A 23,561-nucleotide genomic window follows, 5' to 3' on the forward strand; every position below is an offset into this window, starting at 1 on the left:
CCGACCGGAAGGCCCGACAGCGCCGGGCTTTCCGCAGGACAGAACACAGGTTCAGCGCCGGTACTGCGGCGGCGGCGCAAACGGCCCGCCATCCGCCGGGAAGGCACTGGGCCCCCCGGGATCGCCCGACTCCTGCCCGGACGTTGTGCGGCGAGACCGGTCCGGATCGGGCTCTGCGACGCGCACATCAAACAGGGCCGCGCCAATCACCCCCACGTTGCGGGCATCGCCCGCCGGCGTATTGGCGGCATACGCGCGCTCCTTGCTGGCGAAACGAAAGCTGGCCACTTCGCGCTGACTCTTGCGAAAGCCCTCGATGCGCAAGGTCTCGTCGGGACGCAGCAGATAACCGGCATTGCGCAAGCTGCCGCTCTGGCCGGTGAGTACATCCAGACCATCCACTGTGGCCACGACCTCATAGTGCCGCTGGCTGCGGTTGGTGTAGACCAGTTCGTAGCGCTCGCCATGGCGGCCGGCAAGCTGATGGTCCTGAGCGCCGGGTGTGCTGAAAATGGGCAGCGGCCGGCCCTGTCCGTCCTGCACCGACCACTCCACATCGCCCTCGGCCAGCTGCATGCTGAGCTGGCGATCGCTGCTGCGCCCCAGCGCACGCCGGATGCTGGCCTCGTCGGAATAGCGCAGCTGCGCCACGGCACGCGGGCGATCGGGGTGCAGACGCGCGGCTTCCACGGTGCGGGTGGCGGACTCCCGCCCTTCCCCCCATTGCGTTCCCAGCGTGGACTCGACCCTGGGCGTGCGCGGCACTGCCGATCCGGTCTGTGCAGCCTGCATGGCATCCTGGGTTGAAGGCAATGCACCGCAACCCGCCAGCCCTGCGACCAGCAACAGCACGCCCAGCAACATCCCACTGCCTGCGCGCCAGAAACTCACGACTGGGCTCATCATCACGCTCCCTTGTTCTCATTGGCCATTGAATGCTTCGCTGCCATGCAGCCCGCCGAGTGTCACCGCAAATCCACGCTTTCCCGCACCAGGAAACATATGGAGACGATTTACCCTCGGACGACGGACATGTGGAACTGCCCGGCCACGAAAAAAGCCGTGGACGGGCCACGGCTTCAGGGGACAAGTGCTCGCCGGTTTACTTCAGGCGCATTTCGGCAGCACGGGCATGGCCCTGCAGGCCTTCGCCATAGGCCAGCACGGCAGCGGTCTTGCCCAGGACCTGGGCACCGGCCTCGCTGACTTCGATGATGGAGCTGCGCTTCTGGAAGTCATACACCCCCAGGGGCGAGGAGAAGCGCGCCGTGCCGCTGGTGGGCAGCACGTGATTCGGGCCGGCGCAGTAGTCGCCCAGGCTCTCGGAGGTATAGGCGCCCAGGAAGATGGCGCCGGCATGCCTGAGCAGAGGCTCCCAGCGGTGCGGGTCGCGGCTGGAGACTTCCAGGTGCTCGGGTGCGATGCGGTTGCTGATCGCACAGGCCTCTTCCATGTCCTGGGTCAAAATCAGCGCACCGCGGTCGCTGAGGCTCTTGGCGATGATGGCCTTGCGCGGCATCTCGGGCAGCAGGCGGTCGATCGCGGCCTGGACGGCATCGATATAGGCCGCATCGGGGCACAGCAGGATGGACTGGGCCAGCTCGTCATGCTCGGCCTGGCTGAACAGATCCATGGCCACCCAGTCGGGCGGAGTCGTGCCGTCGGCCAGCACCAGGATTTCGGAAGGGCCGGCAATCATGTCGATGCCCACGATGCCGAACACGCGCTTCTTGGCGCTGGCCACATAGGCGTTGCCGGGACCCGTGATCTTGTCCACCTTGGGCACGGTGGCCGTGCCGTAGGCCAGGGCGGCCACGGCCTGGGCACCGCCGATGGTGAAGGCACGATGCACGCCGGCCACATAGGCCGCAGCCAGCACCAGCGGATTCTTCTGACCTTGCGGCGTGGGCACAACCATGATGATGTCCTGCACGCCAGCCACATGGGCGGGAATGGCGTTCATCAGCACGCTCGACGGATAGGCCGCCTTGCCACCGGGCACATAGATGCCCACGCGATCCAGCGGCGTGACCTTCTGGCCCAGCAGCGTTCCGTCTTCGTCGCGATAGCTCCAGCTCTCGCCATTGGCCTTTTTCTGAGCCTCGTGATAGCTGCGCACACGGCGTGCTGCAGACTCCAGCGCCTGGCGCTCGGCAGCGGGCAGGCTGTCGAAGGCGGCCTTCAGTTCCTGCTGGGTCAGCTCCAGCGCCGCCATGGAATCGGCCTGCAGGCCATCAAAGCGCGTCGTGTATTCCAGCACGGCGGCATCACCGCGGGCCTGGACATCGGCCAGAATGTCGGCCACCCGCTGCTCGATGGCTGCATCCGTGTCCGCCGACCAATGCAGGCGCTGCGCAAAATCATGCTCGAACCGGGCATCGGCTGTTGACAGACGGGCGGGGGCAGCTACGAATTCCATAGTATTCACCAGTGGAGAAAATCAGTTGTTCTTGGCGGCCACGGCCTGCGCAAACGCATCGATGATGTGGCGCAGCGGGGCCTGCTTGAGCTTGAGCGAAGCCTGGTTGACGACCAGACGCGAGCTGATGTCCATGATGGGCTCGACTTCGACCAGATCATTGGCCTTGAGCGTGTTGCCGGTGGACACGAGATCGACGATGGCATCGGCCATGCCGGTCAGCGGCGCCAGCTCCATGGAGCCGTAGAGCTTGACCATGTCCACGTGCACGCCCTTCTTGGCAAAGAAGTTGCGGGCGATCTCGGGGTACTTGGTGGCAATGCGCAGACGCGCACCCTGCTTGACGGCCAGCTGGTAATCAAAGCCGTTGCGCACGGCCACGCTGACACGGCACTTGGCAATCTGCAGGTCCAGCGGCTGGTACAGGCCCTGGCCGCCATGCTCGATCAGCGAGTCCAGGCCCGAGACGCCCAGGTCTGCGCCACCATATTGCACATAGACGGGCACGTCCGAAGCACGCACCAGCACCACGCGCACATCGGAGCGGTTGGTGTCGAAAATCAGCTTGCGCGACTTTTCCACATCCTCGGTCACCTCGATGCCGGCAGCGGCCAGCAGGGGCACGGTTTCTTCGAAAATGCGGCCCTTGGACAGGGCAATGGTCACAGGCGTTGCGGTGCTCATGCGGAAATTCTCTCGATATCGGCGCCCAGGGCGCGCAGCTTGTCTTCCATGCGGTCGTAGCCACGATCCAGGTGGTAGATGCGATCGACGATGGTCTCGCCCTCGGCCACCAGACCGGCAATCACCAGGCTGGCCGAAGCGCGCAGATCGGTCGCCATCACGGTGGCGCCGGACAGGCGCTTGCCGCCCTCGATGGTCGCCACGCGACCGTCCGTGGTGATGCGCGCGCCCAGGCGCACCATCTCGTTGACATGCATGAAGCGGTTCTCGAAGATGGTCTCGGTCACCATGCTGGTGCCTTCGGCCACCAGGTTCAGGGCCATGAACTGGGCCTGCATATCGGTGGGAAAGCCCGGGTATTCGGTGGTGCGGAAACCCTGGGCCTTGAGCTTGCCGGAGGACGCCACCTTCAGGCCGCCGTCCACGCAGTCCACGCTCACGCCCGCATCCTTGAGCTTGTCGATCACGGCACCCAGATGGTCCGCGCGGGCATGGTGCAGCAGGGCCTCGCCACTGGTGGCCGCCACGGCGCAGAGGAAGGTGCCGGCCTCGATGCGGTCGGCCACCACCTGGTGCTCGCAGCCATGCAGCTTGTCCACCCCCTGAATCACGATGTGGCTGGTGCCGTGGCCGGTGATCCTGGCGCCCATCTTGATCAGCATCTCGGCCAGATCGGTGATTTCGGGCTCCATGGCGGCATTTTCCAGCACCGTCTCGCCTTCGGCCAGCGTGGCGGCCATCAGGAAGTTCTCGGTACCGGTCACGGTCACCATGTCGGTGGTGATGCGCGCGCCCTTCAGGCGCTTGCGGCCTTCGGGCAGGCTGGCAAGCATATAGCCGTTTTCCACGGTGATGATGGCACCCATGGCCTGCAGGCCCTTGATGTGCTGATCCACGGGGCGCGAGCCGATGGCGCAGCCGCCGGGCAGCGACACCTTGGCATGGCCGAAGCGGGCCAGCAGCGGGCCCAGGGCCAGCACCGAGGCACGCATGGTCTTGACCAGCTCGTAAGGCGCTTCGGGCGTCAGGCTGTCGGGAGCCACGAAGCTCATGCCGCCGCGCTCGCCATGGGTTTCGGTCTGCACGCCCATGTTGGCCAGCAGCTTGCGCATGGTGGCCACATCATGCAGACGTGGCACATTGTGCAGATGCACGGGCTCGGCGGTGAGCAGTGCGGCACACATTTCAGGCAGAGCGGCGTTCTTGGCGCCGGAAATGATCACTTCGCCCTTGAGGGGACGACCACCGTGGATCTTGAGTTTGTCCATGGCTTCAAGCCTTGAATGTTTATCTATAAAAAAGAACCCTCAGCGCGCAGTGTCAGGCGCTGACAGCTATCCATCTTGCTTTGCAAGCCGCCTCAGGCCTGGGCAGCCGTCCATTCTGCCGGGGTGTAGGTCTTCATGGACAGCGCATGGACTTCATCGGTGGCCATGCGATTGCCCAGCGTGGCATAGACCAGGCGCTGACGACCCAGCAGGCGCTGGCCTTCGAACTGCGCGGACACGATGGTGGCAAACCAGTGTCGGCCATCGCCTTCCAGCGCAATATGCTCGCAGGGCAGGCCGGCGGCGATCAGGTCTTTGAGTTGGTCTGCAGTCATGGGGAACCTTTATGCGCAAAAGCTGGCGAAACCGGTCATTGTCTCGCAAGCAGCCCTGCGTCAATTCTAAAAATCAGTTACGAATCTTGTAGCCGATGCGCAGCAGGTGCACGGCCAATGTGCTCACGGCCAGCCAGGCGGCGCCCACGATGGCAAAGCTGAGCCAGGGCGAGACATCGCTCTGGCCGAAGAAGCCGTAGCGGAAGCCGTCAATCATGTAGAAGAACGGGTTGACATGGCTGACCGTCTGCCAGAAGCCGGGCAGCGAGTGCACGGAATAGAACACGCCGGACAGAAAGGTCAGGGGCATGATCAGAAAGTTCTGAAAGGCCGCCATCTGGTCGAACTTCTCGGCCCAGAGACCGGCGATCAGGCCCAGCGTACCCATCAGGGCGCAACCCAGAAAGCCGAACACCAGAATCCACAGTGGCGCGGCAAAGTCTGGCACGGCAAAGAACAGGGTGACCACGAACACGCCCAGCCCGACCAGCAGGCCGCGCAGGATTGCCGCCCCCACATAGGCGCTGAACCAGGCCCAGTGTGACAGCGGCGTGAGCAGCACAAACACCAGCGATCCCATGATCTTGCTCTGCACCAGGCTGGACGAGCTGTTGGCAAACGCGTTCTGCAGCATGCTCATCATCACCAGACCGGGAATCAGGAATGCGGTGTAGGGGATGCGGTCATAGACCATGACACGGCCTTCGAGCACATGACCGAAAACCAGCAGATACAGCACGGCCGTGAGCACCGGCGCCGCCACGGTCTGAAAGCTCACCTTCCAGAAGCGCAGCACTTCCTTCTTGAGCAGGGTTTGCCAGCCGTTCATTGGACACCTCCTGCAGCAGCCTGTGTCCTGGGACCTTCATTCATGATGTGGATGAACACATCCTCCAGATCCGCGCGGCGGATCTCCACATCCTCGGGGGTCACCCCCGCCTCGCGCAAGGCCGCCAGCAGTTGCTCCACATCGCCGGCATGGGCGGCGGGAATCTGTACGATGCGACCCGTGACCCGCGCCCTGTCGGCCACGGCAGCGGGCAATGCACTATCGGTCTTGAACTGCAGCACATTGCTGGACGCCGACTTGAGCAACTCGCTCATGGGCGAGAGCTTGATGATCTCGCCGCGCTTGAGCATGGCCACGCGGCTGCACAGCGCCTCGGCCTCTTCCAGATAGTGAGTGGTCAGCAGCACCGTATGGCCCTGCTTGTTGAGCTTGGCGATGAAGTGCCACAGCGTCTGGCGCAGCTCCACGTCCACGCCGGCCGTGGGCTCGTCCAGCACGATGATCGGCGGCTTGTGCACCAGGGCCTGGGCCACCAGCACGCGGCGCTTCATGCCGCCCGAGAGCTGGCGCATATTGTTGTGGGCCTTGTCCGTCAGGCCCAGGCTGTCGAGCAGTTCGTCGATCCAGTCGTCGTTGTGCCTGACTCCGAAATACCCGGACTGGAACTTCAAGGCCTCGCGCACATTGAAGAAGGGGTCGAACACCAGCTCCTGCGGCACGATGCCCAGCTTGCGACGTGCATCCGCGTAATCGGCCTGCACATCGCTGCCCTGCACCAGCACGCGCCCGCCCGTGGCTTGCGCCAGTCCGGCGAGGATGCTGATCATCGTGGTCTTGCCGGCCCCATTGGGGCCGAGCAGACCGAAGAATTCACCTTCCTCGATATCCAGGCTCACCGATTTGAGGGCCTGGAAATCCCCCTTGGGGGTGCGGTAGGTCTTGGAGACGGATTGGAATGAGACTGCGGACATGTAGCCCATGATTCTAGGCCTTGGCCACCGCCTATGCCTTGGCGGGGCTTAGCCGGGCATGGTGATGGGTCAGCCTAGCCCTGCTGAGCGGCGGCCGCCGCATCGGGCACGGGAGCGGGCATCAGCAGCCCGTCCACACCGTACAGCGCGGCCATGGACTGAAGCCCCTTGGGCAGCCCCTCGACGACGAACTGCTTGCCCGCCTCCTGCGCAGCACGCCGGCAAGCCAGCAGCACGGCCAGGGCCGCCGAGTCAAACACCTTGACGGCGCTGGCATCCACCACCACCCGGGCATCGGCATGGCCCGTGACCAGCGGGCGCAGGCGCAGCAGACAGTCGCGCCCCTGACGATAGGTCAGTTCCTTGGGCAGTTGCAAAGAAGTGCTAGCGGAGCGGGCCATGGCGTCTGAAGCGCTTTGCTTACTTGGTCGCCGTGGCCGGCATGGAACTGCGCGAGGCCAGCGTCTTGATCAGACCGTCGATGCCGTTGGCATTGATCTCCTGCGCAAACTGGTTGCGATAGGTCTCCACCAGCCACACGCCGAGCACGTTGAAGTTGTAGAGCTTCCAGCCCGTTGCCTGCTTTTCCAGACGGAAATCCAGCTGAACGGGATCGCCACGGCCGTTGACCTGGGTGCGAACCAGCACATCGGTGTCACCGGCGGCCATGCGCACAGGCTTGACGGTGATGGTCTGATCGCCGACCTGGGACAAGGCTCCCGCATAGGTACGGATCAACAAGGCCTTGAACTCGTCCTGCAGTTTCTGGCGCTGTTCGGGCGTGGCCTGGCGCCAGGCCGGACCGACGGCTGCCGATGTCATGCGGCGAAAATCCACATAGGGCATGACTTTCTCGTTGACCAGCGCATTGATCTTGCTGGTATCGCCGTTGCGCAGCGAAGCATCTTTCTTGATGGTCTCCAGCACATCGGCAGAAACGCGCTTGACCAGGGCATCGGGGGCTTCCTCGGCCGCATGAGCGGCAGGCAGAGCCAGATTCAGAGCGAGCATGGCGGCTGCCATACCCCACATGCGACGATTCATCTTCATTGCGTTTTTCTCCTAGGCCCGCAAGTGTCACCGCACTCGCACGGCCTGTGCATCATGTTTGTAACCAAGCTCTACCGGCTCACTGACCTTCGGGGGGCAGCTTGCCGGCGTTGTCGTCATCATAGTTTTCGAGACGACCGTCGCCGCCGGACGCCGCGCCGCCGATGCGTGAGCGCAGATAGACATCGCGCACCAGGCTGTATTTATCGAGCGCGACGGAATCCAGCACATCGCCGGCCTTGAGCAGATTGGCACGGTTGTTGACCATGCGCAGACCGAACAGACTGTTGCGCCAGCGCACGTCGTCCAGGGTGTTGGCGGGATAGCCGAAGGCGTCGACCGCCAGACCGGCCGAGTCACGCACCGTGGATGGCCCCCAGAAGGGCAGCACCAGATAGGGCCCCGTGGGCAGGCCCCAACGGCCCAGCGTCTGGCCGAAGTCCTGCTTGCGGCGCTCGATCCCGGCCTCGCTGGCGATATCGAACAGACCGCCAATGCCCAGCACCGTGTTCACGCTGAAGCGAACCATGGAGTTGTAGGCATCCTGACCCTGGCCCTGCAGCACGTTGTTGACGAAGGACCAGGCATCGCCAAGGTTGTCGAAGAAGTTGGTCACGCCCTGGCGCGCCACGCGCGGTGTCACGCTCTGATAGGCCGTGGCAACAGGCTTGAAGATCGCCTCGTCCACGCCTTCGTTGAAGGAATAGATGCTGCGGTTCATGGACTCCAGCGGATCGGCCGGATTGCCGGAGCCGGTGGTGGTGGCACAGCCGGACAGCAGCGCTGCTGCGCAGACACCAGCAGTCAGCGCTGCATGCTTGAGCGCCCGGGTCTTGTCCGACACCAGTTTCGTTTGTGGGCTTGTTGTCGTCATCATTCTTTTGCTCCGCCGTTGGCTGCGGCACCGCCGGAATCACCGCCCTGCTCGGCCTTGCTGTAGAGGAACTGACCGATCAGGTTCTCCAGCACCACGGCCGACTGGGTGGCGGTCACGCGGTCGCCGGCCTTGAGGTTCTCTTCGCTGGCGCCCGCTTCAATACCAATGTACTGATCGCCCAGAAGACCGCTTGTCAGAATTTTCAGCGAACTGTCCTTGGGGAAGGCATAACGGTTTTCCATGCTCATGGCCACATCGGCCTGGAAGGTCTGGTCGTTGAAGGTGATGGACTCGACACGGCCCACGACCACGCCGGCGCTCTTGACCGCAGCCTTGGGCTTGAGCCCGCCGATGTTGTCAAAACGCGCCGTGACCTCATAGGTCTTCTGGAAATTCAGGCTCAGCAGATTGGCCGACTGCAAGGCCAGGAACACCAGGGCCAGAGCACCGATCAGCACAAACAGGCCAACCCAGACATCACTTTTCTTTTGCTGCATGATTTTCTACCTTTGATCTGCTGCGCAGCCTCAAATGCTGAACATGGTTGCCGTGAGCAGGAAGTCCAGCCCCAGCACCGCCAACGAGGCCACGACCACGGTACGGGTGGTGGCACGGGAAACCCCTTCGGGCGTAGGTTTGGCGGCGTAGCCTTCGAGCAGAGCCACAAAGGTCACGGCCACTCCAAAGACAAAGCTCTTGAGCACGCCGTTGCCCAGATCGCTCCACCAGTCCACGCCCTGCTGCATCTGGCCCCAGAAGGCACCGCTGTCGACGCCGATCATCACCACGCCCACCAGCCAGCCGCCGAGCACGCCGACGGCACTGAACACCGCAGCCAGCAGCGGCATGGTGATGAGGCCGGCCCAGAAGCGCGGCGCCAGAATGCGCCTGACGGGATCGACTGCCATCATCTCCATGGCCGACAGTTGCTCACCGGCCTTCATCAGTCCGATTTCGGCCGTCAGGGCCGTGCCGGCCCGCCCCGCGAACAGCAGGGCCGTGACCACAGGCCCCAGCTCGCGCAGCAGACTCAGGGCCACCATCATGCCCAGCGCCTCGGCGGAGCCATAGCGCTGCAGGATGTAGTAGCCCTGCAGGCCCAGCACAAAGCCCACGAACAGGCCGGACACGCCAATGATGGCCAGGGAATAATTGCCGAGAAAATGAATCTGGTCGCCGATCAGGCGTGGACGCCTGAGCGCCGGCCCCATCAAGCCCAGCAGGCGCCATAGCAGGCGCGCGCCAATGCCCATGTTGACCAGCTGGCAGCGCACTGCCAGACCAATGCGTGCGAGAAAGTTCATGCACGCCTCCTGGCACTGCCGAAGTCCTCATCCGCACTGACGCCGGGATAATGAAACGGCACCGGCCCCGCAGGTCTGGCATGGATGAACTGCTGCACCAGCGGGTCGCTGCTGGCACGCACCTCATCGGGCGTCCCCTGGGCCGCCACCGAGCCGGCCCCCAGAATCACCACATGGTCGGCCACGCGGAAGGTTTCTTCCAGATCGTGGGAGACCAGAATCGACGTCAGGCCCATGGCGTCGTTGAGCTGGCGGATCAGCTGCGCCGAGGTCCCCAGCGAAATCGGATCCAGCCCTGCAAAAGGCTCGTCATACATGATGAGTTCGGGGTCCAGGGCAATCGCGCGGGCCAGCGCCACCCGGCGGGCCATGCCCCCCGAGACCTGGGAAGGCATCAGATCCCGCGCCCCGCGCAGGCCCACGGCATGCAACTTCATGAGCACGATGTCGCGAATCAGCTCTTCGGGCAGATCCGTGTGCTCGCGCAGCGGAAAAGCCACATTGTCGAACACGCTCATGTCGGTGAAAAGCGCACCGAACTGAAACAGCATGCCCATGCGGCGACGCGCGGCATAGAGCTGCTGCGCATCCATGGTGGTCACATCCTGGCCGTCGAACAGCACCTGGCCCTGCTGGGCGCGGTTCTGCCCACCGATCAGGCGCAGCACCGTGGTCTTGCCGCCGCCCGACGCGCCCATCAGCGCCGTGACCTTGCCGCGCGGCACCTGCAGGGACAGATCGCGCAGGATGACGCGGTCACCGTAGCCAAAGGTGACATTGCGCAGTTCCACAAAGGGTGCGTTGGGTGTCATGCGTGAATCGCCGCTCAAGAGAAAGCAAACCGGTATTGTGCCGACAAGCGCAGCAAAAAGCTCGGGTTAGCCCCAAGTAAACATACATTCGTGAATGTTTCTGAAGGACTTGGGATGGATCATTGAGCCGTCACTCCTGCTTCAGGAGCGGCCAGCGCTTGTTGCATATGCGCAAACTGCCTTTTCAGCGACAGAAAACCGCACGGACAACTGCAACTTATTTACAACATATTCTGCAGAAACGCTTTGGTACGCTCGTGCCGGGGCGCCGCAAAAAATGCCTCGGACGGGCCTTGCTCGACGATATGGCCGCCGTCCATGAAGATGACACGGTTGGCCACCTCACGCGCAAAACCCATCTCGTGGGTCACGACCAGCATGGTCATGTGCTCCTCGGCCAGTTCACGCATGGTGCGCAGCACTTCGCCGGTCAGCTCGGGGTCCAGCGCCGAGGTGGGCTCGTCGAACAGCAGGATGTCCGGCTCCATGGCCAGCGCCCGCGCAATCGCCACGCGCTGCTTCTGCCCCCCGGAGAGGTGGTTGGGGTAGGCATCGCGCTTGGCCGACAGGCCCACCTTGGCGAGCAGCGCCTCGGCCTTGGGGATGATGTCTTCGCGCTTCATGCCCTTGACGATGACGGGGGCCTCGATGATGTTTTCCAGCACCGTGAGGTGGGGAAACAGATTGAAAGACTGGAACACCATGCCCATCTTGCGGCCGATCTGACGGATTTCGGCCTCGCTCACGTAGCGAGCCCTGGCCTCACCCTCGGATTGCGCCAGCACCGCACCTTCGATGCGAATGGTGCCGCGGTCAATCGTCTCAAGATGGTTGAGGCAGCGCAGGAAGGTACTCTTGCCCGAGCCGGACGGACCGATCACGGCCACCACCTCGCCGCGCAGCAAATCCAGCGAGACCCCGCGCAACACTTCATTGTTGCCAAAGGCCTTGTGGATGCCCTGGGCGGAAATCATCACGTCAGGCGTCGTACTTGGCATATTTTTTCTCAAGATATTGGAAGCCCCAGGTCAGCACCAGGGTCATGATGAGATAGAAGGCCGCAGCCACGATGAAGGGCGTGAAGCTGAAGTCGCGCTGCACCACGCCGCGCGCCACGCGCAGCAGATCGTTGAGTGCCAGCACATAGATCAGCGAAGTGTCCTTGACCAGGGTAATGGTCTCGTTGCTGACGGGCGGCAGGATGCGGGCCCACATCTGGGGCAGCACGATGCGGCGCATGGTCTGTGCATAAGTCATGCCCAGCACCTTGGCACCTTCGTACTGGCCGCGGTCAACGGACTTGATGCCGGCGCGGAAGATCTCCGCGAAGTAGGCCGCGTAATTCAGCGCAAACGCCACCACGGCAGCAGGAAAGTCGGGCAGGCGCACACCGATGTAGGGCACAAAGGGCAGCGCGAAGTACACGAACAGCAGCTGCAGCATCAGCGGCGTGCCGCGCATCAGCCAGATATAGGCGCCCACGGCGCTGCTCAGCGGCTTGATGCTGGAGATGCGCATCAGCGCCAGCGCCAGGCCCATGGGAATGGACAGCGCCAGCGTGATGAAGAACAGCTTGAGTGTGACAAGGGCACCAGCCGACATGGGCCCCAGGAGCGAGATTACATAGTCCATCAAATGGCCTTCAGTGTGGCGCTGCAGCTATCGAAAGCCCGCCACAGGCACGGGCGTGCGCAGGAGGAAGTGTTTGCACGCATTGTCGTCGCAAAAAAAACCGGCAATGCCAGGCATTGCCGGTGCAGTACGTCAAAAAGGGATTAGTGCTTGATGACGTCGGCGCCGAACCACTTCTGGGCGATTTCAGCAGCCTTGCCGTCCTTCTTCATTTCGGTCAGCACGTCGTTGACCTTGTTGCGAGTGGCTTCGTCGTCCTTGCGGAAGCCCACACCGTAGTCTTCGGTACCGAAGTCCTCGGCCAGCACCACGTAGTTGTCGGGCTTCTTGTTGACGTAGTAGCGACCCACCACCTCATCCACCACCACCACGTCCAGACGGCCGGCTTCCAGGTCCATCATGGCAGCGATGTTGTCGCCGAAGAGCTTGGTTTCCTTGAACTTGTCCGACAGTTCCTTGTCCTTGGTCAGGGCGGTCACGGCGCTGGAGCCTTCCTGGGCACCCACGACCTTGCCGACCATGTCAGCCTTGCTCTTGATGGGCGAGCCGGCCTTCACGATGATGATCTGCTTGTTCACCATGTAGGGATCGGAGAACAGGATCTTTTCCTTGCGCTCTTCCAGGATGGTCAGACCGTTCCACAGGGCGTCGACGCGCTTGCCCAGCAGCTCGGCTTCCTTGGCATTCCAGTCGATGGGCTTGAACTGCACTTCGATATTGGCGCGCTTGGCCACTTCACGGGCCATGTCGATGTCGAAACCGACCAGCTCGTTCTTTTCGTCACGGAAACCCATGGGCGGGAAGTTGTCGTCCAGGCCCACCACCAGCTTGGCGGCAACCGCCGCAGGAGCGGGCGCAGGAGCTGCAGCGGTGTTGCTTGCGGGTTCGTTCTTGCCGCAGGCAGCCAAAATTGCAGTCAGGGCCACCGAGGCCAGCAGGGTACGTTTTTTCATGGCGTCAAAATGTGAAGTGGAAAAAGCGGAGACAGCAGGCTTTGTCTCCCGTCCGGGGCCACCGCAGCCGCTCCGAAGCCGGGCTGCCGCCAGCGCCGAATCCGCTATTGTCGCGCAGACGGGGCAGAACGTCACCCGACGGTCGCAAAACCATGTGCAAGCTTGCCAAAGTCACACCATGCCCTCTCCGCCCCCCGGCACCAGCCAACTCCCTCCCGCCTTGCAGCAGGCCTATCGCCGCGCGCACTACCACGTCGATGCCGCCCAGGGAGGCGTCGCTCAGACGCTGCGTGTGGGCCAGCGCAGTGACTGGCTCGGGCAGCGACTGGCACAGCACCCCATCCCGGCCGCCTGCTTTCTCACTGCCTGCAATCCCTGGGGCGAGATCCTGGAGCCGGCGCTGAATGCGCAGCGCATGCGCGCCCTGCGCCGGGCGCTGCACGGCCAAGGCTGGCGGTTTCTGGACGGATCGGGACAGGACCCCCGCGGCCGGTGGCCCGCAGAGGACAGCGTGCTGATCTGGGGCATGGATGCCGACACGGCCCTGCAATGGGGTCGGGACTGGCAGCAGAACGCCGTGCTGTGGAGCGATGCCGACGCCCGCCCCCGGCTTCTGTGGCTGCGCTGACTTTTCTGATAGCACATTGCGCTTTACAGCAATCAAAAACCTATTGAAAGCTATCTGAATTTCATTGCAGGCAAGTGCTTGCAGCTATCAAAAACAAAAGGCATTCCGGGGAATGCCTTTTGTGTGATGAGCCGCAGTGAACGATCAGCGAGGCAGTTCGCTGGCACCCATCAGGAACTCGTCCACGGCACGCGCGGCCTGCCGCCCCTCGCGAATCGCCCACACGACCAGCGACTGGCCGCGGCGGATGTCGCCGGCGGCGAACACCTTGGGCACGCTGGTGGCATAGCCGCCGATGAAGTCGGTGCTGGCCTTGGCGTTGCCGCGTGCATCCTTGTCGACACCAAACGCTTCGAGCACGGTGGCAACCGGGTTCACAAAGCCCATGGCCAGCAGCACCAGATCGGCAGGCCAGACCTTTTCCGTGCCGGGCACTTCGCTCAGCTTGCCGTCCTTGAACTCGACCTGCACGGTGGTCAGGCTCTTGACCTTGCCCTTTTCGCCGCCGAACTCCTTGGTGGAAATGGCAAACTCGCGCACCACGCCTTCTTCGTGGCTGGACGAGGTACGCAGCTTGATCGGCCAGTATGGCCAGACCAGGGGCTTGTTCTCCTGCTCGGGCGGCATGGGCATGACCTCGAACTGGGTCACGCTCTTGGCGCCATGGCGGTTGGAAGTGCCCACGCAGTCGGAGCCGGTGTCACCGCCGCCGATGACGATGACATGCTTGCCGTCGGCACGGATCTGCCCCTTGAGCTTGTCGCCCGCGTTGACCTTGTTCTGCTGGGGCAGGAACTCCATCGCGAAGTGCACGCCTTCCAGGTCGCGACCGGGCACGGGCAGGTCACGCGACTGCTCGGAACCGCCGGTCAGCAGCACGGCATCGAACTCGGCCTTGAGCTGCTCGGGGCTGATGGTTTCCTTGGCCCAGTTGGTGACCTTGGAGTCCTTGCCCAGACCGTCCTTGCCGGCAATCAGCACGCCGGTGCGGATCTTCAGGCCTTCGGCCACCATCTGCTCGACACGGCGGTCGATCAGGCTCTTGTCCAGCTTGAAGTCGGGAATGCCGTAGCGCAGCAGACCGCCCACGCGGTCGTTCTTCTCGAACAGGGTCACATCGTGGCCGGCGCGCACCAGTTGCTGGGCAGCGGCCATGCCTGCAGGGCCGGCACCGACCACGGCCACCTTCTTGCCGGTCTTGTGCTTGGGCAGCAGGGGCTTGACCCAGCCTTCGCTCCAGGCCCGATCAATGATGGAGTGCTCGATGGATTTGATGCCGATGGCGTCGCCATTGATATTGGCCACACAGGCCGCTTCGCAGGGAGCGGGGCAGATGCGGCCCGTGAACTCGGGGAAATTGTTGGTGCTGTGCAGCGTGGTGATGGCGTTCTTCCAGTCACCCTGGTACACGAGGTCGTTGAAGTCCGGGATGATGTTGTTGACCGGGCAGCCGTTGTTGCAGAACGGCGTGCCGCAGTCCATGCAGCGTGCCGCCTGCACCTTGGCCTGATCGGTCGTCAGCCCGATGACGAATTCCTTGTAGTGCTTGAGACGTTCCGCAACGGGGGCATAGCCCTCTTCGATGCGCTCGTATTCCATGAAGCCGGTGGTCTTTCCCATGATCTTTAATCCTTGAAATCTGTGTTCGCTTGCAGTGCGGTGGCAGCCCGGCCGCCACCGCTTCGAGCCGTGCTTACTTGGCGGCCACTGCTTCTTTCTGAGGAGCTGCTGGCGCTTTCGCAGCTTGCTTTTCCTTCTGTTTGCGTTCAAAGATCTCGCCGAGTGCACGCTGGTACTCGGTCGGGAACACCTTGACGAACTTGGCACGCGCTGCGGCCCAGTTGTCCAGCAGATCACGGGCACGCTTGGAGCCCGTCCAGCGGCTGTGAGCCTCCACCATATTGCGCAGCTGCTGATCGTCGCTCTGGCCGCGGTGCCAGATGCCGGGATCGACACGCGAGACGAACTCGTCGTGCGGCAGCACCTTCTCCAGCTTCACCGAAGCGGTGTTGCAGCGCTCGGCGAACTTGCCGTCCTCGTCGTAGACATAGGCCACGCCGCCGCTCATGCCGGCCGCGAAGTTGCGGCCGGTCTTGCCCAGCACGACCACGGTACCGCCGGTCATGTATTCGCAGCCGTGGTCACCCACGCCTTCGACCACGGCCGTGGCCCCGGACAGACGCACGGCAAAGCGCTCGCCGGCCACACCGCTGAAGAAGGCTTCACCGCTGGTGGCGCCAAACATCACGGTGTTGCCCACGATGGTGTTGGTCGTGGTCGAACCACGGAACTCATGACTGGGATGCACCACCACGCGGCCGCCCGAAAGGCCCTTGCCGGTGTAGTCGTTGGCTTCGCCGCTGAGGTTCAGCGTGATGCCGTTGCACAGGAAGGCACCGAAGGACTGGCCGCCCGTACCTTCGAAGTGGATGCGGATGGTGTCGTCCGGCAGGCCTTCGGCGTGCTGCCTGGTCACCGCGCCCGAAAGCATGGCACCGACGGAGCGGTTGACGTTGCGCGCCACCTCCATGATGCGCACCTTCTCGCCGTTTTCGATGGCGGGCTTGCAACGCTCGATGAGCTTGACGTCCAGCGCCTTGTCCAGCAGGTGATCCTGGCTTTCCACGTGATAGCGGGCCACGTCGGCAGGCACTTCGGGCTGGGCAAACAGACGGCTGAAGTCCAGGCCCTGAGCCTTCCAGTGTTCGATGCCCTTGCGGGTGTCGAGCAGGTCGGAGCGGCCGATCAGGTCATCGAACTTGGCGATGCCCAGCTGGGCCATGATCTGGCGCACTTCTTCGGCGATGAAGAAGAAATAGTTCACCACATGCTCGGGCTTGCCGGTGAACTTGGCACGCAGCACGGGGTCTTGGGTGGCCACGCCCACGGGGCAGGTGTTGAGATGGCACTTGCGCATCATGATGCAGCCCTCCACCACCAGCGGAGCCGTGGCGAAGCCGAACTCGTCGGCACCCAGCAGCGCACCGATGACCACGTCGCGGCCGGTCTTCATCTGGCCGTCGGCCTGCACACGCACGCGGCCGCGCAGACGGTTCAGCACCAGGGTCTGCTGGGTCTCGGCCAGACCGATTTCCCAGGGACCGCCCGCATGCTTGATGGAGGACCAGGGCGAGGCGCCGGTACCGCCGTCGTGCCCTGCGATCACCAGGTGATCGCTCTTGCACTTGGTCACGCCTGCAGCAATCGTGCCCACACCGACTTCGGACACCAGCTTGGTGCTGATGCTGGCGTGCGGAGCCACGTTCTTCAGATCGTGGATCAGCTGTGCCAGGTCCTCGATCGAGTAGATGTCGTGATGGGGAGGGGGCGAGATCAGACCCACACCCGGCACCGAGTGACGCAGTGCACCGATGTAGTCGGAGACCTTGCCGCCGGGCAGCTGGCCGCCTTCGCCGGGCTTGGCGCCTTGGGCCATCTTGATCTGGATCTGGTCCGAGGACGCCAGGTATTCGGCAGTCACCCCGAAACGACCGGACGCGACCTGCTTGATCTTGGAGCGCAGCGAGTCGCCGGCCTGCAGTTCAATGTCCGACTCGACCTTGTCCTTGCCGATGATGGAGGCCAGGGTTTCACCCTTGCTGATGGGAATGCCCTTGAGCTCGTTGCGATAGCGCTTGGGATCCTCGCCGCCTTCGCCGGTGTTGCTCTTGCCGCCGATGCGGTTCATGGCCACGGCCAGGGTGGCATGGGCTTCGGTGGAGATGGAGCCCAGCGACATGGCACCGGTGGCAAAGCGCTTCACGATCTCCTTGGCCGACTCGACCTGGTCCACGGGAATTGCCTTGGCGGGATCGAACTTGAACTCGAACAGGCCGCGCAGCGTCATGTGGCGCTTGGTCTGGTCGTTGATCAGCTGGGCGTATTCCTTGTAGGTGCTGAAGTTGTTGGCACGCGTGGAGTGCTGCAGCTTGGCGATCACGTCAGGTGTCCACATATGCTCTTCGCCACGCGCACGCCAGGCGTACTCGCCGCCGGCATCCAGCATGGTTTCCAGCACGGGGTCGTCGCTGAAGGCTGCCACGTGGTTGCGGATGGTTTCCTCGGCGATCTCGAAGACGCCGATACCTTCCACGCGGCTGGCCGTGCCCGTGAAGTACTTGTCCACGGTCTCGCTGTTCAGGCCCACGGCTTCGAACAGCTGAGCACCGCAGTAGGACATGTAGGTGGACACGCCCATCTTGGACATGATCTTGGACAGCCCCTTTCCGATGGCCTTCACGTAGTGATAGATGGCCTTGTCGGCAGTGATGGGCGCACCTTCGCGGCTGAAGATGTCGACCAGGGTCTCCATCGCCAGGTAGGGGTGCACGGCTTCCGCGCCGTAGCCGGCCAGCACGGCGAAGTGGTGCACTTCGCGGGCCGTGCCGGTCTCCACCACCAGACCGGCGGTGGTGCGCAGACCTTCACGCACCAGATGCTGGTGGATGGCAGACAGGGCCAGCAGCGCAGGGATGGCCACTTGCGTGGCGCTCATGTTGCGGTCGCTGATGATCAGGATGTTGGCACCGCCCTTGATCTCGTCCACGGCGTGGGCACACAGCGAGGCCAGCTTGGCTTCCACACCCTGCTTGCCCCAGGACAGCGGGTAGGTGATGTCGATCGTCGAGCTCTTGAACTTGCCGTTGGTGTGCTTCTCGATATCGCGCAGCCGCGCCATGCCTTCGAAGTCGAGCACGGGCTGCTGCAGCTCCAGGCGCATGGGCGGGTTGACCTGGTTGATGTCCAGCAGGTTGGGCTTGGGCCCCACGAACGACACCAGCGACATCACGATCGCTTCGCGGATCGGGTCGATGGGCGGGTTCGTCACCTGGGCGAACATCTGGCGGAAATAGTTGTAGAGCGGCTTGTTCTTGTCGGACAGTACGGCCAGCGGGCTGTCGTTGCCCATGGAGCCAATGCCTTCCTCGCCCTTTTCGGCCATGGGTGTCAGCAGGAACTTGATGTCTTCCTGTGTGAAGCCGAAGGCTTGCTGGCGGTCCAGCAGTGACAGCTCGGTCTTGGCTGCGGGTGCCTTGAAGTCGGCGGGAATTTCCACCTCGTCGAGCTTGATGCGCAGGTTCTCGATCCACTGCTTGTAGGGCTTGGTGTTGACGACGTTGGCCTTGAGCTCTTCGTCTTCGATCATGCGACCCTGCTCCAGGTCGATCAGCAGCATCTTGCCGGGCTGCAGGCGCCACTTGCGCACGATCTTGCTATCGGGCACGGGCAGCACGCCGGCTTCGGAAGCCAGGATCACCATATCGTCATCGGTGATGCAGTAGCGCGAGGGACGCAGGCCGTTGCGGTCCAGCGTGGCGCCGATCTGGCGGCCATCGGTGAACACGATGGAGGCGGGGCCGTCCCAGGGCTCGATCATCGCGGCGTGGTATTCATAGAAGGCGCGGCGGCGCTCGTCCATGGCCTCGTGCTGCTCCCAGGGCTCGGGAATCATCATCATCACGGCCTGGCTGATGGGGTAGCCGGCCATGGTCAGCAGTTCCAGGCAGTTGTCGAAGGTGGCCGTGTCGGACTGACCGGCAAAGCTGATGGGATAGAGCTTCTGCAGGTCTTCGCCCAGGACGGGAGAAGCCATCACGCCTTCGCGCGCCAGCATCCAGTTGTAGTTGCCGCGCACGGTGTTGATTTCACCGTTGTGGGCCACATAGCGGTAGGGGTGGGCCAGGGGCCACTCGGGGAAGGTGTTGGTGGAGAAACGCTGGTGCACCAGACCGATGGCCGAGACGCAGCGCTCGTCGGCCAGGTCACGGTAGTACACGCCCACCTGATCGGCCAGCAGCAGGCCCTTGTAGACCACAGTGCGGCTGCTCATGCTCGGAACGTAGTATTCCTTGCTGTGCTTGAGACCCAGATTCTGGATGGCAGCCGAGGCCGTCTTGCGGATCACGTACAGCTTGCGCTCCAGGGCGTCCTGCACAATGACATCGGCCCCCCGGCCGATGAAGACCTGACGCAGGATGGGCTCTTTTTCCTGTACGGTCGGCGACATGGGCATGTCGCGGTTCACCGGCACATCGCGCCAGCCCAGCAGCACCTGGCCTTCGGCCTTGATGGCGCGTTCCATCTCCTGCTCGCAAGCCAGTCGCGAAGCATGCTCCTTGGGCAGGAAGATCATGCCCACGCCATATTCGCCGGCAGGAGGCAATGCCACGCCCTGCTTGGCCATTTCTTCGCGGTAGAGCTGATCGGGAATCTGGATCAGGATACCGGCACCGTCGCCCATCAGCGGGTCGGCGCCCACGGCACCGCGATGGTCGATGTTTTCGAGGATCTTCAGTGCCCCCAGCACGATGTCATGGCGCTTCTGGCCCTTGATATGGGCCACAAAGCCCAGACCGCAGGCATCGTGTTCGTTGCTCTTGGAGTACAGACCGTGGTCCTGGAGATACTTGATCTCGGCAGCAGTCGTCATGGGGAATCCTCTTATATCAATCGCGGGGAACGCAAGATTACGACATGACATGGAGTTATGCAATAAGTTTTAAATGGGGTCAGATTCCAATTATTCCCCAACTTTTCTCGTTTGAATTTAATTAGGGACATATTAAATTGGAGCAGACCAATTCCATAAAAACAAAGGGTTAGAGGAACCCACTAGTCCTCGTGCACCGAAGCTGTGCGTGCCGCGGGCCTGCCGGCCTTCTGCCGCTTCACGCGTCTGTCGGTCTTTTGTTGCAAATTTTCAATGAATTCAGGCTCGCCCAGCGCCCAGCCACGCAGTGCCGCATGGCTGATCTGCGCCTGGGTATCCGGGTCGAGACCTGCCTCCACGGCCCTGACATAAGCAGCATCTCTGGCGAACGGCGTGTTTCCCAGTGTCCAGAAAAGCGCATGCGGGGTGATCAAGGCATCGTTTCGCAGCCCTGCGTTGTGCGCATAGCTGGACCAGGGCCAGTCAACCGCGCGCTGCACCAGACCGTCACGCACGGGATTGAGATCCATGGAGACCATGGTGGCCATCAGCCAGTGCTCGGCCTGCAGCACGGTGCAGCGGTAGCGCCCCTCCCACAGGGTTCCGGTGCGTCCGTGCCGGTTGTTGAAGTACCGCACATAGCTGCGACCCACGGCCTGCATGAACTGGGGCACACCCTGCTGCGTCCTCGGCGTCATCAGTAGATGGAAGTGATTGGGCATCAGCACATAGGCGTGCACATCGACTTCGAAGCGCCGTGCCATCTCTCGCAGCAGATCCAGCATGACCAGGCGGTCCTGCGCGTCCACGAAGATCTCGCCGCGGTTGTTGCCACGCTGGATGATGTGGTGCGGCATGTTTGCCAGCGTGAGACGGGGAAGACGGGCCATGGAACGGACTCGGGCAGGGGCGGCAGGGAAGGCGTATCGTTCATTATGAAGCGTCGCACCAGCAGCGATGCATCCTCGCGGGCCAGACACTACAGGTGCATGCGGCCGGAAGCACTCAACAACTGGCTGATGTGGCGCGTGGCGGTGAGCAACTGCGGCAGCATCCGCTCGCGCATCACCTGTTCGCTGGTGCGATTGGCCTGACCGCTGATGTTGAGCGCCGCCACCGTCTGGCCACGCGCATTGCGTATGGGTGCGGCAATCGAGATCAGCCCTTCCTCCAGCTCCTGGTTGAGCAGGGCCCAGCCCTGTTCGCGAACGCGGGCAATCTCGGCATGCAGCTCGTCATCGCCGGTCAGCGTATGCCGCGTGAACGCGCGCCGCTCGCGCCGCGCCATCAGCGCCTGCAACTCGTCGGGAGGCAGCGCCGCCAGCAGCACCCGCCCCATGGAGGTCCAGAAGGCAGGAAGGCGAGAGCCCACCCCCAGATTGGTGCTCATGATCTTGTGCGTGTGCACGCGCAGTACATAGACCACATCCTGGCCTTCGAGCACGGCGGCAGAGCACGACTCCTTGACCTCGTCCACCAATGCCTCCATCGCCGGCTCGGCCAGATTCCACAGCGGCGTGGAGCTCAGATAGGCAAAGCCCAGGTCCAGGATGCGCGGCGTGAGCGCGTAGTACTTGCCGTCGCTGCGCACATAGCCCAGCGTCTGCAGCGTCAGCAGGATGCGCCTTGCACCCGCACGCGTCAGACCCGTGGCAGCAGCCACCTCGCTGAGTGTCTGCTCCGGCGCCCTGGCGCTGAACGAACGAATGACCTCCAGTCCTCGCGCGAAGGACTGCACATAGCTGTCGCCGGGCCTGAGCGGGGCCGCCTCGGCCTCGCCAGGGGTTTTCCCTGATGTGGTTTTTACAGTCTCCATTTTCCCCATCCTTTTCTACAATTCTTTTAGCGAACAAATGTTCTATATACGAACATTTTAGCGCCAACGGCGCAAGTCTTTGTAGAGAAAATTGGAGACCCCCATGATCAACAAGATCGCCGACTCGGTCGCGCAGGCCCTGTCCGGCATTCAAGACGGCTCCACCGTGCTCATCGGCGGCTTCGGCACCTCGGGCATTCCCGGCGAGCTGATCGACGGCCTGATCGAGCAGGGTGCACGCGAGCTCACCGTGGTCAACAACAATGCCGGCAATGGCGACACCGGCCTGGCCGCCCTGCTCAAGACGGGACAGGTGCGCAAGATCATCTGCAGCTTCCCTCGCCAGGTGGACAGCTGGGTGTTCGATGATCTGTATCGCAGCGGCAAGATCGAACTCGAGCTGGTGGCCCAGGGCAATCTGGCCGAACGCATGCGCGCCGCCGCTGCCGGCATCGGCGCTTTCTTCTGCCCCACGGCCTACGGCACCGAGCTGGCCAAAGGCAAGGAGACGCGCGAGATCAATGGCAAGCACTATGTGCTGGAGTACCCGATCCATGGCGACGTGGCCCTGATCAAGGCTGAAAAAGGCGACCGATGGGGCAATCTGACCTACCGCATGTCGGCCCGCAACTTCGGCCCCGTGATGGCCTCGGCCGCCAAGTTCACCGTGGCTACGGTGCATGAGATCGTGGAACTCGGCGAACTCGACCCCGAATCCGTGGTCACCCCCGGCATCTATGTGAGCCAGGTGGTGAAGATCGAGCGCGTGGCCACCCAGGCAGGCGGCTTCAAGAAGGCGGCCTGAGTCCGCCCTGGTCCATCAAGGAGATACAAGCGTGAGCTATCAAAAACGAAGCAAGGATGAACTGGCACAGCGTGTGGCACAGGACATTCATGACGGTGCCTATGTGAATCTGGGCATAGGCCAGCCGACCCTGGTGGCCAACCACATCCCTGCAGGACGTGAAATCGTGCTGCAAAGCGAGAACGGCATTCTGGGCATGGGCCCGGCACCGGCAGCCGGCGCTGAAGACTACGACCTGACCAATGCCGGCAAGCAGCCCGTGACCCTGCTGCCCGGCGGCAGCTATTTCCACCACGCCGACAGCTTCGCCATGATGCGCGGCGGCCACCTGGACATCTGCGTGCTCGGCGCCTTCCAGGTTTCGGCCACGGGCGATCTGGCCAACTGGAGCACCGGCGAGCCCGGTGCCATTCCCGCCGTGGGCGGAGCCATGGACCTGGCCATTGGCGCCAAGCAGACCTGGGTGATGATGGACCTGCTCACCAAGAAGGGCGAAAGCAAGGTCGTGGCCCAGTGCAGCTACCCGCTGACCGGCCTGGGCTGCGTCAAACGCATCTACACCGACCTGTGCACCCTGGCATGCACACCCGAGGGGCTGCGCCTGATCGACAAGGTCGAAGGCCTGGAGCACGCCGAACTCGAACGCATCGTGGGCCTGCCCATCGCGGCCTGAACTTCAGGCCAATCCGTCTGCACCAGAAGCTCAATTTTCATAACGGAGACATGCCATGAGCAACCAGAACCAAGCCTTTATCTGCGACGCCATCCGCACCCCCTTCGGTCGCTA

23 protein-coding genes are annotated in these 23,561 nt (G+C 63.1%); 3 read left to right on the top strand and 20 right to left on the bottom strand.

All coding sequences use genetic code 11. The annotated features are described in order from the left end of the window. Window positions 1-51: 51 nt before the first annotated feature. The 16 genes from E2583_RS11315 to E2583_RS11390 form a co-directional block, all read right to left on the bottom strand. Window positions 52-891 carry a hypothetical protein gene (locus E2583_RS11315; protein WP_291595812.1) on the bottom strand — a complete coding sequence of 280 codons (840 nt, stop codon included), beginning with the start codon at window positions 889-891 and terminating at the stop codon, window positions 52-54. 211 nt (window positions 892-1,102) lie between these two features. Further along, the gene (gene hisD, locus E2583_RS11320; RefSeq protein ID WP_291595815.1) at window positions 1,103-2,419 is read right to left on the bottom strand and encodes a histidinol dehydrogenase; all 1,317 of its coding nucleotides are present in this window, start codon (window positions 2,417-2,419) and stop codon (window positions 1,103-1,105) included. Window positions 2,420-2,440: 21 nt separating this feature from the next. Then, a complete protein-coding gene (hisG, locus tag E2583_RS11325; RefSeq protein WP_003058649.1) occupies window positions 2,441-3,103 on the bottom strand; it encodes an ATP phosphoribosyltransferase in 663 nt (220 codons plus the stop codon). Then, a complete protein-coding gene (gene murA, locus E2583_RS11330; protein WP_291595819.1) occupies window positions 3,100-4,371 on the bottom strand; it encodes a UDP-N-acetylglucosamine 1-carboxyvinyltransferase in 1,272 nt (423 codons plus the stop codon). Before murA ends, hisG begins: the two co-directional genes overlap by 4 nt. Before the next feature lie 92 nt (window positions 4,372-4,463). Next, the gene (locus E2583_RS11335) at window positions 4,464-4,706 is read right to left on the bottom strand and encodes a BolA family protein (protein WP_003058653.1); all 243 of its coding nucleotides are present in this window, start codon (window positions 4,704-4,706) and stop codon (window positions 4,464-4,466) included. A gap of 73 nt (window positions 4,707-4,779) precedes the next feature. Then, on the bottom strand, window positions 4,780-5,535 hold the full coding sequence (locus E2583_RS11340) for an ABC transporter permease (protein ID WP_291595823.1): 756 nt from the start codon (window positions 5,533-5,535) through the stop codon (window positions 4,780-4,782). Then, a complete protein-coding gene (locus E2583_RS11345) occupies window positions 5,532-6,467 on the bottom strand; it encodes an ABC transporter ATP-binding protein (RefSeq protein WP_291595825.1) in 936 nt (311 codons plus the stop codon). The genes E2583_RS11340 and E2583_RS11345 overlap by 4 nt, the downstream gene beginning before the upstream one ends. Window positions 6,468-6,541: 74 nt before the next feature. Further along, on the bottom strand, window positions 6,542-6,868 hold the full coding sequence (locus tag E2583_RS11350; RefSeq protein ID WP_291595826.1) for an STAS domain-containing protein: 327 nt from the start codon (window positions 6,866-6,868) through the stop codon (window positions 6,542-6,544). Window positions 6,869-6,887: 19 nt separating this feature from the next. Further along, complete coding sequence (locus E2583_RS11355) at window positions 6,888-7,517, bottom strand: phospholipid-binding protein MlaC (protein ID WP_291595827.1); 630 nt, start codon at window positions 7,515-7,517, stop codon at window positions 6,888-6,890. A 79-nt stretch (window positions 7,518-7,596) separates the two neighbouring features. Beyond that, the gene (locus E2583_RS11360) at window positions 7,597-8,394 is read right to left on the bottom strand and encodes a VacJ family lipoprotein (protein ID WP_291595829.1); all 798 of its coding nucleotides are present in this window, start codon (window positions 8,392-8,394) and stop codon (window positions 7,597-7,599) included. Next, a complete protein-coding gene (mlaD, locus tag E2583_RS11365; RefSeq protein ID WP_291595831.1) occupies window positions 8,391-8,891 on the bottom strand; it encodes an outer membrane lipid asymmetry maintenance protein MlaD in 501 nt (166 codons plus the stop codon). The genes E2583_RS11360 and mlaD overlap by 4 nt, the downstream gene beginning before the upstream one ends. A gap of 30 nt (window positions 8,892-8,921) precedes the next feature. Beyond that, the gene (gene mlaE / locus E2583_RS11370; RefSeq protein WP_291595833.1) at window positions 8,922-9,698 is read right to left on the bottom strand and encodes a lipid asymmetry maintenance ABC transporter permease subunit MlaE; all 777 of its coding nucleotides are present in this window, start codon (window positions 9,696-9,698) and stop codon (window positions 8,922-8,924) included. Further along, window positions 9,695-10,510 (bottom strand): ABC transporter ATP-binding protein, encoded by an 816-nt coding sequence (locus E2583_RS11375; RefSeq protein WP_291595834.1) that lies wholly within the window; start codon window positions 10,508-10,510, stop codon window positions 9,695-9,697. The genes mlaE and E2583_RS11375 overlap by 4 nt, the downstream gene beginning before the upstream one ends. A 221-nt stretch (window positions 10,511-10,731) precedes the next feature. Next, window positions 10,732-11,508, bottom strand: a complete 777-nt coding sequence (locus tag E2583_RS11380; RefSeq protein ID WP_291595837.1) for an amino acid ABC transporter ATP-binding protein — start codon at window positions 11,506-11,508, stop codon at window positions 10,732-10,734. Further along, complete coding sequence (locus E2583_RS11385) at window positions 11,489-12,142, bottom strand: amino acid ABC transporter permease (protein ID WP_003058677.1); 654 nt, start codon at window positions 12,140-12,142, stop codon at window positions 11,489-11,491. Before E2583_RS11385 ends, E2583_RS11380 begins: the two co-directional genes overlap by 20 nt. A gap of 143 nt (window positions 12,143-12,285) precedes the next feature. After that, on the bottom strand, window positions 12,286-13,095 hold the full coding sequence (locus E2583_RS11390) for an amino acid ABC transporter substrate-binding protein (RefSeq protein ID WP_291595840.1): 810 nt from the start codon (window positions 13,093-13,095) through the stop codon (window positions 12,286-12,288). 178 nt (window positions 13,096-13,273) lie between these two features. Here E2583_RS11390 and E2583_RS11395 point away from each other — a divergent pair, with 178 nt between their 5' ends. Continuing rightward, window positions 13,274-13,723 carry a DUF3293 domain-containing protein gene (locus tag E2583_RS11395; protein ID WP_291595842.1) on the top strand — a complete coding sequence of 150 codons (450 nt, stop codon included), beginning with the start codon at window positions 13,274-13,276 and terminating at the stop codon, window positions 13,721-13,723. A gap of 144 nt (window positions 13,724-13,867) precedes the next feature. On the opposite strand, the gene E2583_RS11400 is transcribed toward E2583_RS11395, so the two are convergent. The 4 genes from E2583_RS11400 to E2583_RS11415 form a co-directional block, all read right to left on the bottom strand. Further along, window positions 13,868-15,343: a glutamate synthase subunit beta gene (locus tag E2583_RS11400; protein ID WP_291595844.1), complete on the bottom strand. Its 1,476-nt coding sequence runs from the start codon at window positions 15,341-15,343 to the stop codon at window positions 13,868-13,870. A gap of 73 nt (window positions 15,344-15,416) precedes the next feature. Further along, entirely contained in the window at window positions 15,417-20,153 is a 4,737-nt protein-coding gene (locus E2583_RS11405) for a glutamate synthase-related protein (RefSeq protein WP_291595846.1), read from the bottom strand. Window positions 20,154-20,335: 182 nt separating this feature from the next. Then, complete coding sequence (locus tag E2583_RS11410) at window positions 20,336-21,043, bottom strand: transposase (RefSeq protein ID WP_291595848.1); 708 nt, start codon at window positions 21,041-21,043, stop codon at window positions 20,336-20,338. A gap of 89 nt (window positions 21,044-21,132) precedes the next feature. Next, complete coding sequence (locus E2583_RS11415) at window positions 21,133-21,969, bottom strand: IclR family transcriptional regulator (RefSeq protein WP_291595851.1); 837 nt, start codon at window positions 21,967-21,969, stop codon at window positions 21,133-21,135. A 103-nt stretch (window positions 21,970-22,072) separates the two neighbouring features. On the opposite strand from E2583_RS11415, the gene E2583_RS11420 reads away from it, so the two are divergent. Together E2583_RS11420 and E2583_RS11425 are read left to right on the top strand one after the other, a co-directional pair. Continuing rightward, a complete protein-coding gene (locus tag E2583_RS11420; protein WP_291595854.1) occupies window positions 22,073-22,774 on the top strand; it encodes a 3-oxoacid CoA-transferase subunit A in 702 nt (233 codons plus the stop codon). A gap of 31 nt (window positions 22,775-22,805) precedes the next feature. Next, window positions 22,806-23,447, top strand: coding sequence for a 3-oxoacid CoA-transferase subunit B (locus tag E2583_RS11425; RefSeq protein WP_291595856.1), 642 nt, complete (start codon window positions 22,806-22,808; stop codon window positions 23,445-23,447). The last annotated feature ends 114 nt before the right edge of the window (window positions 23,448-23,561 follow it).

This window comes from Comamonas sp. (assembly GCF_009360615.1).
In the GTDB taxonomy this organism is placed as follows: domain Bacteria; phylum Pseudomonadota; class Gammaproteobacteria; order Burkholderiales; family Burkholderiaceae_C; genus Comamonas.